The sequence below is a fragment of the Streptomyces sp. NPDC104814 genome (genome assembly GCF_055583185.1).
Genome location: NZ_JBVJOL010000001.1, coordinates 147832 through 162813, shown reverse-complemented (window position 1 = coordinate 162813; position 14982 = coordinate 147832). Strand labels below are relative to the sequence as shown.

General features: G+C 71.6%; 13 protein-coding genes. 4 read left to right on the top strand and 9 right to left on the bottom strand.

What is annotated here, in order from left to right:
• Positions 1 to 45: 45 nt before the first annotated feature.
• Positions 46 to 462 (bottom strand): cell division protein SepF, encoded by a 417-nt coding sequence (locus ACZ64A_RS00665; RefSeq protein ID WP_469807255.1) that lies wholly within the window; start codon positions 460 to 462, stop codon positions 46 to 48.
• A gap of 198 nt (positions 463 to 660) precedes the next feature.
• On the opposite strand from ACZ64A_RS00665, the gene ACZ64A_RS00660 reads away from it, so the two are divergent.
• Both ACZ64A_RS00660 and ACZ64A_RS00655 read left to right on the top strand, forming a co-directional pair.
• Complete coding sequence (locus ACZ64A_RS00660; RefSeq protein ID WP_469807254.1) at positions 661 to 2406, top strand: hypothetical protein; 1746 nt, start codon at positions 661 to 663, stop codon at positions 2404 to 2406.
• A gap of 58 nt (positions 2407 to 2464) precedes the next feature.
• Entirely contained in the window at positions 2465 to 2740 is a 276-nt protein-coding gene (locus ACZ64A_RS00655; RefSeq protein ID WP_469807253.1) for a DUF3253 domain-containing protein, read from the top strand.
• Positions 2741 to 2808: 68 nt separating this feature from the next.
• Here the strand turns inward: ACZ64A_RS00655 and ACZ64A_RS00650 are convergent, their stop codons facing one another.
• On the bottom strand, positions 2809 to 4149 hold the full coding sequence (locus ACZ64A_RS00650; RefSeq protein WP_469807252.1) for a class I SAM-dependent RNA methyltransferase: 1341 nt from the start codon (positions 4147 to 4149) through the stop codon (positions 2809 to 2811).
• Positions 4150 to 4223: 74 nt separating this feature from the next.
• A complete protein-coding gene (locus tag ACZ64A_RS00645) occupies positions 4224 to 6278 on the bottom strand; it encodes an APC family permease (RefSeq protein ID WP_469807250.1) in 2055 nt (684 codons plus the stop codon).
• A gap of 446 nt (positions 6279 to 6724) precedes the next feature.
• On the opposite strand from ACZ64A_RS00645, the gene ACZ64A_RS00640 reads away from it, so the two are divergent.
• Together ACZ64A_RS00640 and ACZ64A_RS00635 are read left to right on the top strand one after the other, a co-directional pair.
• A complete protein-coding gene (locus ACZ64A_RS00640; RefSeq protein WP_361624892.1) occupies positions 6725 to 7396 on the top strand; it encodes a potassium channel family protein in 672 nt (223 codons plus the stop codon).
• On the top strand, positions 7396 to 8067 hold the full coding sequence (locus tag ACZ64A_RS00635; RefSeq protein WP_469807249.1) for a potassium channel family protein: 672 nt from the start codon (positions 7396 to 7398) through the stop codon (positions 8065 to 8067). Before ACZ64A_RS00640 ends, ACZ64A_RS00635 begins: the two co-directional genes overlap by 1 nt.
• Positions 8068 to 8283: 216 nt before the next feature.
• Here the strand turns inward: ACZ64A_RS00635 and ACZ64A_RS00630 are convergent, their stop codons facing one another.
• The 6 genes from ACZ64A_RS00630 to ACZ64A_RS00605 all read right to left on the bottom strand — a co-directional run bounded on the left by ACZ64A_RS00630 (position 8284) and on the right by ACZ64A_RS00605 (position 14970).
• The gene (locus ACZ64A_RS00630; protein WP_469807247.1) at positions 8284 to 9090 is read right to left on the bottom strand and encodes a DUF3159 domain-containing protein; all 807 of its coding nucleotides are present in this window, start codon (positions 9088 to 9090) and stop codon (positions 8284 to 8286) included.
• A gap of 3 nt (positions 9091 to 9093) precedes the next feature.
• Entirely contained in the window at positions 9094 to 9492 is a 399-nt protein-coding gene (locus tag ACZ64A_RS00625) for an OB-fold nucleic acid binding domain-containing protein (protein WP_363266190.1), read from the bottom strand.
• An 88-nt stretch (positions 9493 to 9580) separates the two neighbouring features.
• Entirely contained in the window at positions 9581 to 10264 is a 684-nt protein-coding gene (locus tag ACZ64A_RS00620) for a response regulator (RefSeq protein WP_469807245.1), read from the bottom strand.
• Positions 10261 to 12831, bottom strand: coding sequence for a DUF4118 domain-containing protein (locus tag ACZ64A_RS00615; RefSeq protein WP_469807244.1), 2571 nt, complete (start codon positions 12829 to 12831; stop codon positions 10261 to 10263). Before ACZ64A_RS00615 ends, ACZ64A_RS00620 begins: the two co-directional genes overlap by 4 nt.
• Before the next feature lie 126 nt (positions 12832 to 12957).
• On the bottom strand, positions 12958 to 13662 hold the full coding sequence (locus ACZ64A_RS00610) for an ABC transporter ATP-binding protein (RefSeq protein WP_469807243.1): 705 nt from the start codon (positions 13660 to 13662) through the stop codon (positions 12958 to 12960).
• Between the two features lie 138 nt (positions 13663 to 13800).
• On the bottom strand, positions 13801 to 14970 hold the full coding sequence (locus ACZ64A_RS00605) for an alginate lyase family protein (RefSeq protein ID WP_469807241.1): 1170 nt from the start codon (positions 14968 to 14970) through the stop codon (positions 13801 to 13803).
• Positions 14971 to 14982 lie beyond the last annotated feature (12 nt).

Here is a 14982-nt window from a genome sequence, read left to right as displayed (position 1 = left end):
CGCACCGCCCGTGCCGGGCACCGCACCCCCGCCGACCCCGCCGGCTCAGCCCCCCGAGAGCCCCGTGTTCTCCATCAGTCCGCTGACCTCCGTGCCGTGCGGGGTGAGGAGGAACACGTTGCGGTCGACGCGGTGCATGCCGCTGGCCAGGCCGAAGACCACGCCCGTGGAGAAGTCGAGGACGCGCTTGGCGACCTCCGTCTCGGCGCCGGTCAGGTCGAGGAGGACCGGGATGCCGGCCATCAGGGTCTCGGCGACCTCACGGGCGTCCGCGAAGACGTTGACACGCAGCACCACGAAACGGCGCCGCATCTCGGTCTCCGCCTCCGGCATGGAGCGGTGGTTGACCGCTGACGGCCAGGAGTCGCGTCCGCGCAGGGGTACGACCTGGGCGAGCCCTTCCCACTGTTCATCGGTGACGTCGTAGCGGTTCACCGTTCCCCCGTTCCGACTCGCACTCATCTCCTGCACCAGGCAATTCTTACGCCAAGTCACCTGTTCGGCCCAACAGCGACACGGTCCGCGACCGGACGAGCCGGTCACACCGTCCCGTATGCCGACTTCCTCCCGGACCGGCACCGCTCATCTCGGGCACACCGGAATCTTCACCTCCGGCCGTGCCCCGTTCACCGGCCGCTCTTAGCGTTCCCTTCCGTGCACATGGCAGACACCCAGCCGGCGGCTCCCGCTCTCCGGCCACGGCCCGCGCCGGCCGCCCGCCCTCAGGAGCCACCGCCCGCGCAGTGGCACCGCGTTCTCACCCTGCTCGCCGTCATCAGCCTCTTCATCGGCACCCGTACGGTGTGGACCCAGGCGGCCACCCACCGGCTGCCCGTGGCCCTGGTGATCACGGGCTGCTACGCGTCGATCCTGGCGTGCGGGGTGCTCACCGTGGTGACCCGGCGCCATCGCACCCTGGCCCGCCTGGACCTGGCCGTCCTGCTGACCGCCCTGACGCTCACGCTGTGCACCTGGGCGCTGAACCACAACGGCGCCGACGAGGCCGTGCTGACCACCCAGGCAGCCCGCGAACTCGTCGCCGGGCACCCCGTCTACGGGCAGCCCTGGCCCTGGCTGTTCGGCCCCGGCATCGCCCTCACCCCCACCGTCGACGGCGGCTACGACTACACGTACGGCTATCCCCCGCTGGCCCCGCTGCTCACCGCGCCGTTCCTGTGGCTGGGCCACGCCGGCACCCCGGCGACGGCGGTCACCACGGCGGCGCTGCTGGTGGCCGCGGTCACGCTGTGGCGGATGCTGCCGGTGCCGTGGCGGTCGGCGGCGACGATGGTCTGCCTCGGCTTCGGCTTCCTGCCCTCCTACGCCCGCCTCGGCTACCCGGCGATGCTGGGGCTCGCGCTGCTGGTCCCGGTGGTGGTGCGCTGGCCCCGGATCGGGCGGGGCGGACGGCTCGGCGCCGCCGGGACCGCCCGGGCCGTGTGCCTGGGCGCGGCCTGCGCGGCGCAGCAACTGCCGTGGTTCGTCACGCCGTTCCTGCTGGCCGGCCTCTACGCGGTACGCCGCGGCGAGCTGGGCGGGCGCGGGGCCGGGCGCCTGATGCTGCGGATGCTCGGGATCGTCCTCGCCACCTGGCTGCTGATCAACACGTACTTCGTCGTGCACGAGCCGCGCACCTGGTTCGAGGGGATCCTGCTGCTGATCACGCAGGGCGCGGTGCTGCACGGCCAGGGCCTGAACGTCGTGTCGCTGCTGCTGACCGACGGCAGTGACCGGCTGGACTGGTACGGGCACGCGAGCATGCTGCTGCTGGCCGGACTGCTGGCGGTGTTCGTGCTGTTCGTGCGGCGCCTCGGGCCCGCGGCGACCGTGCTGCCGTGGTGCGCCTTCTATCTGGCGACGCGCTCCCAGGACGGCTACTACCTGCTGATGACACCGCTGTGGCTGGCGGCCGTGGTCACCGCGCCCGCGGCCGAGTTCGCTGGCGCCTGGCAGCCGCGGCCCCGGTGGCTGCCGGCCGGCCCGCGCCGCCGCGCGGCGCTCGCCGCGGCGGGCGCGCTGCTGCTGGCACCGGCGCTGGTGAGCGCCCTGGTCGCGGCCACGGGAAGCCCACCCCTGCGGATGCGGGTCACCGAGGTACGGCACGCGACGCCGAGCAAGGTGTCGCTGCTGACGGTCCACGTGACCAACTCCGGCGACCGTCCCCTCACCCCCCACTTCATGCTCACCACGGGTGAGGGCATGGGCCGGTACTGGACGGTGGCGCGCGGCCCGGCCACCCTGCCCGCGCACGGCACGGCCGTCTACGCCCTGCGCCCGCCCCGGGGCACCTTCCCCGTCTCCCGCAGCAACGCCAAGGTCCGGATCCGGCTGCGCGCGTTCACGGGCGACCCGCAGACCCTGTCCAGCGTCGACGTACGGCACCTGCTGCTGACGCCCCGCAGATGACGTACGCCGTGGTGAAGGGCCCGTCCCGAGCCCCATGGACGGTGCCACACTGGATCGCGTGGCGGAGACGGATCGGCAGCTCGTGCAGCGGCTGGAGCAGGCCATCATGAGCCTGCTGGAGCGCCGCGCCGACACGGCGTCGATCTGCCCCTCCGACGCCGCGCGCGAGGTCTACGACGGTGACGACGACGGCTGGCGGGCCCTGATGAAACCGGCGCGCCGAGCGGCCTGGCACCTGGTGGCGTCGGGCAAGGCAGAAGTGACCCGGGCCGGCCGCCCCGTCACGGAGAGCGAGGCCCGCGGTCCCTTGCGCATCCGCCGCACACGGGGGTAGCGGCCCCCGCGCCGGGCGGCGGAGCCGCGACGGTCACAAGCACGGCCGGCCCCGGACGGACGACCGGCTCAGTGCCCCTTGTCCGAGGGCTCCAGAATCGCCACGCACTCCACGTGGTGCGTCATCGGGAACAGGTCGAACGCCCGCAGGGTCCGCACCCGGTAGCCGCCGTCGCGGAAGTAGGCCAGGTCCCGGGCCAGCGCGGCGGGGTCGCAGGCGACGTAGGCGATGCGGCGGGCGCCCAGGGAGGCCAGGTGGGCGACCGTCGCGCGGCCGGCGCCCGCGCGGGGCGGGTCGAGGACGATCAGGTCGACCTCGGTGATGCCCGTACGCGGCAGGACCGACTCGACCTTGCCCTGCTCGATGCGGACCCGGGGGAAGTCCGCGAGGTTGTGCCGGGCGTCCTCGACGGCGCGCTTGCCGGTCTCGATGCCGAGCACCGCGCCCTGCTCGCCGAGCCGGTCGGCGAGCGCGCCCGCGAAGAGGCCGACGCCGCAGTACAGGTCCAGCGCCATCTCGCCCTTGCGGGGCAGCAGGCCCTGCATGACCGCCGTGACGAGGGTGTCCGCGGCCTTCGGGTGGACCTGCCAGAAGCCGCCGCTGCCGACCCGGTAGGTGCGGTCGTCCGCGCGCTCGCGCACGAAGGGGCGGCCGTGGACGCGGTGCACGCCGCCGTCCTTCTCGTCCACGCGCATCACCGAGACCGGACGGTCCAGTTCGACCAGGGGCAGCCGGGCGCCCGCGCGCGGGGTCAGGATCACCTGGCGGTCCTGGGAGCCGGACGCCGCGATCGCCTCGACCGACTCCATGCCGGCCCAGTCGCGCCGCTCGATGCCCAGCTCGCTGACGCCCTCGGCCGCGATCATGCAGTGGTCGATGCGCTCCACCTCGTGCGAGCGGTGGCGGCGCAGACCGGCGTGGCCCTCGGCGTCGACGGCGTACTGCACGCGGGTGCGCCACTGCGGGACCTGGCCGGCGGGCAGCTTGTCGCCCTCGGCCGGGACCACCGTGCCGTCCCAGCCGGCCTCCTCGGGCGTCAGCCCCGCGAGCCGCTTGAGCTGCTCGGCGATGACCTCGCCCTTCAGCCGCCGCTGGGCGCCCGGCTTGGCGTGCTGCCAGTCGCAGCCACCGCAGCGGCCGGGACCGGAGAAGGGGCAGGGCGCCTCGATGCGGTCCTTGGAGGCCTCCAGCACTTCCACGGCGTCCGCGCGCAGGAAGCGCGCGCCCTCCTCGCCCTCGGTCACCCGGGCCACGACCCGCTCGCCGGGCAGCGTGTGCCGGACGAACAGGACCTGGCCCTCGGACGTGCGGGCGATGCAGTGACCGCCGTGGGCGACGGGGCCGATCTCGACCTCGTACTCGGCCCCGACCAGCGACCCCGCCTGCGACTTCTTCTCTTCTGCCTGCATGGCGGGGTGACTCCAGATCGAGTGAGGGGGGACGAGCGGACAACAGCCCACCAGTCTACGTGGTCGCGGGAGGGCTACTGCCGGTTCTCTGCCTCCTTCGCCCGCTCCGCCTGCGTCAGCGGACCACGGCGGACCGAACCCGGCGCGTTCCACTCCTGCCGCCTGCGGGCGCGCTTCTTGGCCGCCTCGGAGGACTCCAGCTGGTAGGGCACCGAGGTGACCATGATGCCCGGCGTGAACAGCAGCCGGCCCTTGAGCCTGAGCGCGCTCTGGTTGTGCAGGAAGTGCTCGTACCAGTGGCCGACCACGTACTCAGGGATGATCACCGAGACGGCGTCGCGCGGGCTCTCCTTGCGCAGGCCCTTGACGTACTCGATGACCGGCCGCGTGATCTCGCGGTACGGCGAGTCCAGCACCTTCAGCGGTACGTCGATGCCGCGCCGCTCCCACTCCTCGCGCAGCGCCTTGGTCTCGGCCGGGTCGACGTTGACCGTGAGCGCTTCCAGGGAGTCGGAGCGCATCAGCTTGGCGTAGGCGAGCGCGCGCAGCGTCGGGCGGTGGATCTTGGAGATCAGCACCACCGAGTGGACGCGCGAGGGACGGACCATGTCGTCGCTGGGACCCTCGGGTGCGGCGATCTCCGCGGCCACGGCGTCGTAGTGACGGCGGATCGCGGTCATCGTCACGTAGAAGATGCACATGCCGAGCAGCGCGACCCAGGCACCGTGCGTGAACTTCGTGATCAGTACGACGACCAGCACCAGGCCGGTGAAGAAGGCACCGAAGGTGTTGATCGCGCGGGAGCGGATCATGTGGCTGCGCTTGGCCGCGTCCCGCTCGGTGGCCAGATGGCGGTTCCAGTGCCGGACCATGCCGATCTGGCTGAGCGTGAACGACACGAACACGCCGACGATGTACAGCTGGATCAGCCGCGTGGAGTCGGCGCCGTAGATGAGGACCAGGAAGGTCGCCGCGCCGGCCAGCAGCACGATGCCGTTGGAGAAGGCCAGGCGGTCGCCGCGGGTGTGCAGCTGACGCGGCAGGTAGCGGTCCTGGGCGAGGATCGAGCCGAGCACCGGGAAACCGTTGTAGGCGGTGTTGGCGGCGAGGAACAGCACCAGGGCGGTGGCCGCCGCCAGGACGACGAAGAAGAAGCTGCCCTTGCCGAACACCGCCTCGGCGACCTGGGTGATCACCGGGTTCTGGACATAGCCGGGGCCGATGCCGACGCCGTTCTTCAGCAGGTCCGTGGCCGGGTTCTCGGCCATGCGGACCTTGGTGACCAGGGCGAGGACGATGATGCCGCAGAACATGGTGACGGCGAGCAGGCCCATCATGGCCAGCGTCGTCGCCGCGTTCTTGGACTTGGGCTTGCGGAAGGCGGGCACGCCGTTGGAGATGGCCTCCACACCGGTGAGCGCGGCACAGCCGGAGGAGAAGGCGCGCAGCATCAGGAAGATCAGCGCGAAGCCCGCGAGCCCCTGGTGCTCGGCCTTGATGTGGAAGTCGGCGGTGGGCGCGCGCATGGTGTCGCCGAGGACGAGACCGCGGAAGGCACCCCAGGCGATCATGATGAAGACGCCGGCGACGAAGACGTACGTCGGGATCGCGAAGAGCTTGCCCGACTCCTTCACGCCGCGCAGGTTCATCACGGTCAGCAGGATGACCACGGCGACGGCACACGCCACCTTGTGCTCGACGACGAACGGGATCGCCGAGCCCAGGTTCTCGATGCCGGAGGAGATCGACACCGCGACGGTCAGGACGTAGTCGACGAGCAGGGCGCTCGCCACGGTGAGACCGGCCTTGGGGCCGAGGTTGGTGGTGGCGACCTCGTAGTCGCCGCCGCCGCTGGGGTAGGCGTGCACGTTCTGTCGGTACGAGGCGACGACCGTGAACATCAGCACGACCACCGCGAGGGCGATCCAGGGGCTGAAGTGGTACGCCGACACGCCCGCGATGGACAGGACCAGCAGCACCTCCCCTGGCGCATAGGCCACGGAGGACAACGGGTCGGAGGCGAAAACGGGAAGGGCGATGCGCTTCGGCAGGAGCGTTTCGCCCAGCCGATCACTGCGCAGTGCGCGCCCGATGAGGATCCGTTTGGGCACGTCGGTCAGTTTGGACACAACAGAGGATCGTAAGCCTTCGAACACGGGCTCGCCCACCTGCCGTGGCCGATCTGCCGCACGAGTGGAATCGGCGCTTCACAGCGCTACGGATTCCGCAGGCCGGGCGGTCGCCGTGCCTAGATGGCTGGACTCCCGCCCCCGCCGCACCTCGGAGGTCACCGTGCCCGCCACCGCAGAGCTGATCGGCGCCGCCGTCGCACTCCTCGGCCTCGGATTCCTCACCCTGCGCAGCGTGCGCAGCATCACTCGCCGACGGGCCGCGCAGCCCCGCTAGCCCCGTCGCAGGGATCTTCCCGGCCTCGCCCGGCCCGGCCGCAATCGCCGCAAGGGCAGGCCCAACCGGCCCCGGGGGTGCACAGCCCGCGCCACCCCTGTGTAGCTTGGTCGCCGGTCTGAGACCCTGTTGAAGCCAAGTGAGATCTCTTGACACCGGAAGGACGGTCGTGCACATCGTCATCATGGGCTGCGGCAGAGTGGGTTCCGCTCTCGCCCAGACCCTGGAGCAGCAGGGGCATACGGTCGCTGTGATCGACCAGGACCCCACCGCCTTCCGACGCCTCGGTTCCTCGTTCGGGGGCCGCCGGGTCACCGGGGTCGGCTTCGACCAGGACACCCTGCGCGAGGCCGGCATCGAGGAGGCGGGCGCCTTCGCCGCGGTCTCCAGCGGCGACAACTCCAACATCATCGCCGCCCGCGTGGCCCGCGAGATGTTCGGTGTCGAGAACGTCGCGGCCCGTATCTACGACCCCCGCCGCGCCGAGGTCTACCAGCGCCTGGGCATCCCCACGGTCGCCACGGTCCGCTGGACGGCCGACCAGATGCTGCGCCGTCTGCTGCCGTCCGGCTCCGAGCCGCTGTGGCGTGACCCCACCGGGGGCGTGCAGCTCGCCGAGGTGCACGCGTCGGCGGCCTGGGTCGGGCACAAGATCAGCAAGCTGCAGGAGGAGACGGGCGTCCGGGTGGCGTTCCTGACCCGCCTGGGCGAGGCGATCCTGCCCACCTCGCAGACCGTGCTGCAGGAGGGCGACCTGGTGCACGTGATGATGCGCACCGACGAGGTGGAGAAGGTCGAGGCGGCGTTCGCCAAGGGCCCTGAAGAGGAGGGCGGGCACTGATGAGGGTCGCCATTGCCGGTGCCGGCGCGGTGGGCCGCTCGATCGCGGGCGAGCTGCTGGAGAACGGCCACGAGGTACTGCTGATCGACAAGGCGCCGACCGCCATCTCGGTCGAGCGCGTCCCGCAGGCGGAGTGGCTGCTCGCCGACGCCTGCGAGATCACCTCCCTGGACGAGGCGGCGCTCCAGCGCTGCAACGTCGTGATCGCCGCGACCGGCGACGACAAGGTCAACCTCGTCGTCTCCCTGCTGGCGAAGACGGAGTACGGCGTTCCGCGCGTCGTGGCCCGGGTGAACAACCCGAAGAACGAGTGGCTCTTCAACGAGTCCTGGGGCGTGGATGTCGCCGTCTCCACCCCGCGCCTGATGTCGGCACTGGTCGAGGAGGCGGTGAGCGTCGGCGACCTGGTCCGGCTGCTGCGCTTCAGCCACGGCGACGCGAACCTCGTCGAGCTGACCCTCCCCGAGGAGTCCGCGCTGGCCGGCACGCAGGTCGGCGACGTGGAGTGGCCGCAGGACACCTCGCTGGTCACGATCATCCGCGGCACCCGGGTGCTCACGCCGTCCCGCGACGACTCCCTGGAGCCGGGCGACGAGCTGCTGTTCGTGGCGGCCCAGGCCCGCGAGGGCCAGCTGGAGGACCTGCTGTCGGTGCGACGCGACGACAGCTGACGTTCCGCTCCGCTTCCCTTACGGCGATGGGGCGCCCGGTGAACGCCGGGCGCCCCATCGCCGTAGGTGAGGACTCGTCGGCGCCGCGGGCCTTGTGTCCGCGCCGCCGGCCTTGTGTCCGTGGCGCCGACCTTGTGTCCGTGCACAAGCCTTGTGTCCGTGACGCAAGCCTTGTGTCCGCGCCGCGAGTCGCAGGTCCGCGCCGCGCGGGAAGCGTTACGCCTGCCTGCGGTGGCGGCCGCCGGTCGGCTCGGTGGCCTCGTCGGCGCCCATGGCACCCGAGGTCTCCGCACCTTCGCCGCGCTCCGCGGCCAGGGCCGCCGCCTTGCGCTCCTCCTCGGCCTTCTCCTCGGCCTCCATCTCCGCGAACACGTCGATCGGCGCCGGCGCCTTCGCCAGGAAGACCCACGTCAGCCAGACGGCGAGCAGGAAGGGCGGGATCTTCAGCGCCACCAGCACCCAGCCGAGCTGCGTGGTGTCGGCCCACCAGTACAGCGGGAAGAGGATCGCGCACTTCGCGAGCAGGATCAGGCCCCAGGCCCAGCTGGCCTTGGCGTACGCCTTCTTGCGGCCGGGGTTGCGGGTGCGCCAGGAGAGGTTCTCCTTGAACACCGGGCCGAGGATCAGACCGATCAGCGGGACCCCGGCGAGCGTGGTCACGATGTACGCCAGGGCGAGCCCGAGGGTGTAGAGCATGCCCGGCAGATAGAAGTCCTTGGCGTTGCCGGTCATCATCGCGAAGACGACACCGAAGGCGACGCCGAAGACGCCGCTGAAGGCGTGCTTGACGGTGTCCCGCATCGCGAGCCGCACCACGACCAGCACCAGGGACACGGCGACCGCGGCGATCGCCGACAGATGCAGGTCCTTGTCGATCGTGTAGATCGTGACGAAGAGGAGGCCGGGGACCACCGTCTCGACCATGCCCCGCACTCCGCCGAACGCCTCGAACAGCGCGGCCTCCGTCACCGCCCGGGCATCGTTGGCAGATGTGTCGTCGGTCGGCTTGTCGAGTGACGTCACCGGCTACTCCCGTCCGAGGGGTCGCAGTTCGTATTTGGGGTTGAACAGCACCCGGCGGCCCCGGCTCATCGAGATCCGGCCGGACGCGATCAGCTTGCGCCCCGGTTCTATCCCGACGATGGAACGCCGGCCGAGCCACACCACGTCCAGCGCGGCGGTGCCGTCGAACAGCTCCGCTTCCAGAGCCGGGACACCCGCACGCGGACGCAGCGTGACCGTGCGCAAGGTACCAGTAACGGTAACGATCTGACGGTCCTTGCAGTCACCGATCCGGGTACAGCCCGCCGTCTCGGCGTCCTCGCGCAGCTCCTCGGACTCCAGGTCCTCCTGCGACGAGGAGAGCCGGTCGAGCATCCGCCGGAACCGGCCCGCCGGCTTTTCGGAACGAGGAACAGCACTCATATCTGAAGCGTACCGGGGTGCACTGACCGCTACGTAGTCCCCGTGTCGCCCCTCACACCCTGCCCGGCCGGCAGCGGGGCGGCCGGCGCTAGCGCTCGAACCGGTACCCCATCCCCGGCTCGGTGATGAAGTGCTTCGGGTGCGAGGGGTCGGCCTCCAGCTTGCGGCGCAGCTGCGCCATGTACACGCGCAGGTAGTTCGTCTCGGTCCCGTACGACGGCCCCCACACCTCCTGCAGCAGCTGCTTCTGGCCGACCAGACGGCCGCTGTGGCGCACCAGCACCTCCAGCAGATGCCACTCCGTGGGTGTCAGGCGTACGTCCCGGCCGCCGCGGTGGACCTTCTTCGCGGCCAGGTCGACGGTGAACTCGGCCGTCTCCACCGTGACCTCCTCCTCGCCGGCCCCGACGGGCTCGGCGCGGCGCACGGCGGCCCGCAGCCGGGCGAGCAGCTCGTCCATGCCGAAGGGCTTGGTGACGTAGTCGTCGGCGCCGGCGTCCAGCGCCTCGACCTTCTCGTCGGAGGAGTGCCGCGCGGAGAGCACGATGATGGGCACCCGGGTCCAGCCGCGCAGCGCCGTGATCACATCGACGCCGTCCATGTCCGGCAGGCCCAGGTCGAGCACGACCACGTCGGGGTGGCGGGCGGCCGCGAGCTTCAGGGCGCCGGCGCCGTCGTGGGCCGTGTCGACCTCGTACTTGCGGGCCTTGAGGTTGATCTCGAGGGCGCGCACGATCTGCGGCTCGTCCTCGATCACGAGCACCCGGGTCATGTGACCTGCCTTTCCGAGGGAACCGACTGCACCGCTGTGTGCCCCGCCGGCTCCCGCGGGAGGGGGCCGGTGGCCGCACGGAGGCTGAGGACCATGGTGAGACCGCCGCCGGGCGTGTCCTCGGCGTCGAGGGTCGCGCCCATCGCCTCGGCGAAGCCGCGTGCCACGGCCAGGCCGAGGCCGACGCCGGCGCCGCGCGGTGCGTCGCCGTAGCGCTGGAAGGGCGCGAAGATGCGTTCCTTGGCCTCGTCGGGGACGCCCGGGCCGCGGTCGACGATCCGCACCTCGACACGGTCGGCCATCGCGCTCGCGGCCACCAGCACGGGCAGCGTGGGGGGACTGTACTTGACGGCGTTCTCCACGAGGTTGGCCACCGACCGCTCCAGCAGCCCGGCGTCGACGGCGACCATGGGCAGCGTCTCGGGGATGTCCAGCTCGACACTGCCCTCGGGGACCCCGCCGAGCGCCATCGGCACCACCTCGTCCACGTCGATCTCGCGGACGATCGGGGTGACCGTGCCGGTCTGCAGCCGGGACATATCGAGCAGGTTGCCGACCAGGTGGTCCAGCCGGTCGGCGCCCTCCTCGATCGCGGCCAGCAGCTCCGCCTGATCCTCCTCGGACCACTCGACGTCGTCGGAGCGCAGCGAGGAGACGGACGCCTTGATCCCGGCGAGCGGGGTGCGCAGGTCGTGGCTGACGGCGGCGAGCAGCGCGGTGCGGATGCGGTTGCCCTCGGCCAGCTCCTTGGCCTGGTCGGCCTCCTGCTGCAGCCGCCGGCGGTCCAGGACCACGGCGGCCTGCGCGGCGAACGCGGCGAGCACCCGGCGGTCCTCGGCGGGCAGCACCCGCCCGGTGAGCGCCAGCGCCATGTGGTCACCGACGGGCATGTCCACGTCGGCGTCCTCGGGCCGCTCCACGGGTCTGCCGAGTCCGGCCCGCCCCGCGCAGGTCCACGGCGTCACGTCGCTCTCGCGCTCCAGCAGGGCCGCGGACTCCATTCCGAAGGTCTCCCGCACCCGCTCCAGCAGCGCCTCCAGGCTGGTCTCGCCGCGCAGCACGTTCCCGGCGAGGAAGGACAGGATCTCGGACTCGGCGCGCAGCCGGGACGCCTGCTGGGTGCGCCGGGCGGCGAGGTCGACGACGGAGGCCACCGACACCGCCACCGATACGAAGATCACCAGGGCGAGGATGTTCTTCGGGTCGGCGATCGTGATCCGGTGCACCGGCGGCGTGAAGAACCAGTTCAGCAAGATCGAGCCGAAGGCCGCCGCGGCCAGCGCCGGCAGCAGTCCGCCCACCAGGGCCGCGGCCACCGTCAGCCCCAGGAACAGCAGCATGTCGTTGGTGAGGCCCAGCGAGGCGTCCGCTGCGGTCAGCAGCAGTGTCATCAGCACCGGACCGGCGGCGCCCAGCAGCCAGCCGCCCACCAGCCGGGAGCGCCCGAGCCGGGCGCCGCGGGCCATGGGCAGCCCGCGGCCCTTGGCGACCTCCTCGTGCGTGACGATGTGCACGTCGAGGTCGGGCCCGGACTCGCGGGCGACCGTGGCGCCGACCCCGGGCCCGAAGACGTACTGCCAGCTCTTGCGGCGCGAGGAGCCGAGCACGATCTGAGTGGCGTTCACCCCGCGGGCGAACGCGAGCAGGGCGGCGGGGATGTCGTCGCCGACGACGTGGTGGAACGTACCGCCCAGGTCCTCCACGAGCGTGCGCTGCACGACCAGCTCCTTCGGCGAGGCCGCGGTGAGGCCGTCACTGCGGGAGATGTACACCGCGAGCACCTCCCCTCCCGCGCCCTTCTCCGCCAGCCGCGCCGCCCGCCGGATCAGCGTGCGTCCCTCGGGCCCGCCGGTCAGGCCCACCACGATCCGCTCGCGCGAACCCCATATCGCCGACACCCGGTGCTCGCTGCGGTACCGCTGGAGATAGGCGTCCACCCGGTCCGCCACCCACAGCAGCGCCAGCTCGCGCAGGGCTGTCAGGTTCCCGGGCCGGAAGTAGTTCGACAGGGCGGCGTCGACCTTGTCCGGCCGGTAGATGTTGCCGTGCGCCATCCGCCGGCGCAGCGCCTCCGGAGACATGTCCACCAGCTCGATCTGATCGGCCCGGCGCACCACCTCGTCCGGCACCGTCTCCTGCTGCCGTACGCCCGTGATCGACTCGACGACGTCGCCGAGCGACTCCAGATGCTGGATGTTGACCGTGGAGACCACGTCGATGCCGGCGGCCAGCAGCTCCTCGACGTCCTGCCAGCGCTTGGCGTGCCGCGAGCCGGGGACGTTGGTGTGGGCCAGCTCGTCCACCAGCGCCACCTGCGGGCGGCGGGCCAGCACCGCGCCGACGTCCATCTCGGTCAAGCGTGCGCCCCGGTACTCCAGCTCCCGGCGCGGCACGGTCTCCAGGCCGGTCAGCAGCGCCTCGGTGCGCAGCCGCCCGTGGTGCTCGACGAACCCCACGACGCAGTCCGTACCGCGCTCGACCCTGCGGTGCGCCTCGGACAGCATCGCGTACGTCTTGCCGACGCCGGGTGCCGCTCCCAGGTAGATCCGAAGCTTGCCGCGTGCCATGAATCCATTGTCTTCCGGTGTGACTGCCCTACGCAGCGTCGACCTTACGACCCACGGGAGCGACAAAAGGGATGTGCGGGAGGGCGGCGGACACCTTTGACGCGACTCTGACGCGCGGGAAGGCCGTCAGGCCCCGGCGTCCGCCTCGACGATCTCGCCGTCTCTCAGCTCCAGGACCCGGTCGGCCAGGTCCAGCAGTGTGGCGTCGTGCGTGGCGACCAGAGCCGTGACGTTCTCGCTGTGGACGACCGCGCGCAGCAGCTCCATCACGGCGTGGCCGGTCTCGGCGTCCAGCTGCCCCGTCGGTTCGTCGGCTATGAGGAGCGCCGGCTCGTTGGCCAGGGCCCGGGCGATGGCCACCCGCTGCTGCTGGCCGCCGGACATCTCACCGGGGCGCTGCGCGGCGTGCTCGGCGAGGCCGACGAGGGACAGCAGCAGCTCCACTCGCTGTTCCCGCTCGCGCGGGTCGGCGCGGCGCAGGCGCATCGGCACGCCCACGTTCTCGGCGGCGGTGAGGATCGGGATGAGGCCGAAGGACTGGAACACGAATCCGATCCGGTCCCGGCGCAGGGCGAGCAGCCCCTCCTCCCCCAGGTCCGACAGGTCGCTGCCGTCGACGGTCACCCGGCCGCCGTCCGGCTGGTCGAGCCCGCCGACGATGTTGAGCAGCGTCGTCTTGCCGGAGCCCGAGCGGCCCTTGAGGGCGACGAGTTCGCCGCGCGGGATCTCGAAGGAGACTCCCCTCAGCGCGTGGACGGCGGCCGCGCCCTCGCCGTAGGACTTGTGCACGTCCTCGACGCGCACCATCGTCTCGGTGACGACCTTGGTCATGTGTGCTCCCCCTGTCCCCCGTGGACCCGCTGTGTGCGGGCCGGGCGTCAGTATCACCAGCCGACGCCCGGTCCCTCAATGCTTCTCGCTCCCGTTCCGTGCTCTCACTTCCTCATCGGACGAGACCCCCTCGGCGGTTCACGCGGGATTGTCGCCGTGGGTGAGGGTCTCCCAGGCCACGAAGAGGTTGTTGCTGCCGGCCGGGCGGTTGCGCTCGGTCAGGGCCTGGGTGTTGGTCATGGCGACGCCGAGGCGGTTGTGCAGCGCGTTGTACCCGACCTCGGTGACCGGGCCCAGCCCGAGCTTGAGCGAACCGCCGCACAGCCAGCTGGGGACGGCCGTGCCCAGTTCGTACCGGGACTGGAAGCCCAGTGCCTGGCGCAGCCGTTCGCCGACGTCGGTGCCGTAGAGGTCCTGTCCCTGGATGCGGCTGGTCTCGGCGACGTGGGAGATGGCGGAGATGCCGTAACCGGTGTGCACGAAGTCGCGGCAGGTCTCCTGGGTGAGGCCGGTGACGAAGGTGGACTGCCCCTGCCAGTACTTGACGATCTTGTCGCGGGTGTCGAGGTGCTGGCCCGGGACGGTGTTCGGCAGGTCACCGTCGGAGGCAAGGTAGACGTAGGCGGCGGTCCGGGCCCGGAAGGCGGCCATGGCCCTGTCGTACGAGGTCCGGTCCTCCAGGAAGACGGAGATCCCGGTCGCGGCCTCCATCATGGACAGCTCCCAGTTGCCGTTGGAGTTCGAGCCGTTGATCACCTCGGGCAGGTAGACGGTGCGCAGCATGGTGGCGAAGCGGCCGGCGCCCGGCCAGCCGCCCGGATACGTGTACTTGATGATCTCGGCGGCGCGCGGCCACGTGGAGCCGGCCCATCCGGTCTGCAGGGGTGCGTTGCTGTCGGTGTGGTCCTGGATCACCGCGGACCAGGCGTCCATGAGCTGGATGGCCTTCTTCGCGTACCGGTCGTCGCGGGTGACGTACCAGGCGAGCGCGTCGGTGTAGGCGGCGAGGGCGTCCTCGCGTTCGTCGGTGCAGCCGTGGTCGGGGTTGGAGTACGAGCCGCACTCGACGATCGCGCGGGGTTTCGGGGTGCGGTTCGGATCGGCGTACTTGCTCGCCAGCAGCTGGTCGAAGGCGCCCTTCCAGGGCTGCGCGCCGGCCAGTACCCGGGTGCGGGCGTAGTCCAGCTGGCCGCGGGAGACGGTGACGCCGGGGTGGACGAAGGAGGCGGGGGCGGAGTGGGCGGCGGGCGCGGTGAAGGCGCCCAGGAGCAGGGAGGCCACCACTGCGAGCAGTGCGGCACGACGCATAGCGACTCCGTT

Bases quoted from the DNA above. Each gene is read 5' to 3' on its own strand.
- ACZ64A_RS00610 (WP_469807243.1), bottom strand. From the start codon at position 13,662: ATGACCAAGGTCGTCACCGAGACGATGGTGCGCGTCGAGGACGTGCAC.
- ACZ64A_RS00665 (WP_469807255.1), bottom strand. From the start codon at position 462: ATGAGTGCGAGTCGGAACGGGGGAACGGTGAACCGCTACGACGTCACC.
- ACZ64A_RS00605 (WP_469807241.1), bottom strand. From the start codon at position 14,970: ATGCGTCGTGCCGCACTGCTCGCAGTGGTGGCCTCCCTGCTCCTGGGC.
- ACZ64A_RS00615 (WP_469807244.1), bottom strand. From the start codon at position 12,831: ATGGCACGCGGCAAGCTTCGGATCTACCTGGGAGCGGCACCCGGCGTC.
- ACZ64A_RS00620 (WP_469807245.1), bottom strand. From the start codon at position 10,264: ATGACCCGGGTGCTCGTGATCGAGGACGAGCCGCAGATCGTGCGCGCC.
- ACZ64A_RS00660 (WP_469807254.1), top strand. From the start codon at position 661: ATGGCAGACACCCAGCCGGCGGCTCCCGCTCTCCGGCCACGGCCCGCG.
- ACZ64A_RS00650 (WP_469807252.1), bottom strand. From the start codon at position 4,149: ATGCAGGCAGAAGAGAAGAAGTCGCAGGCGGGGTCGCTGGTCGGGGCC.
- ACZ64A_RS00635 (WP_469807249.1), top strand. From the start codon at position 7,396: ATGAGGGTCGCCATTGCCGGTGCCGGCGCGGTGGGCCGCTCGATCGCG.
- ACZ64A_RS00625 (WP_363266190.1), bottom strand. From the start codon at position 9,492: ATGAGTGCTGTTCCTCGTTCCGAAAAGCCGGCGGGCCGGTTCCGGCGG.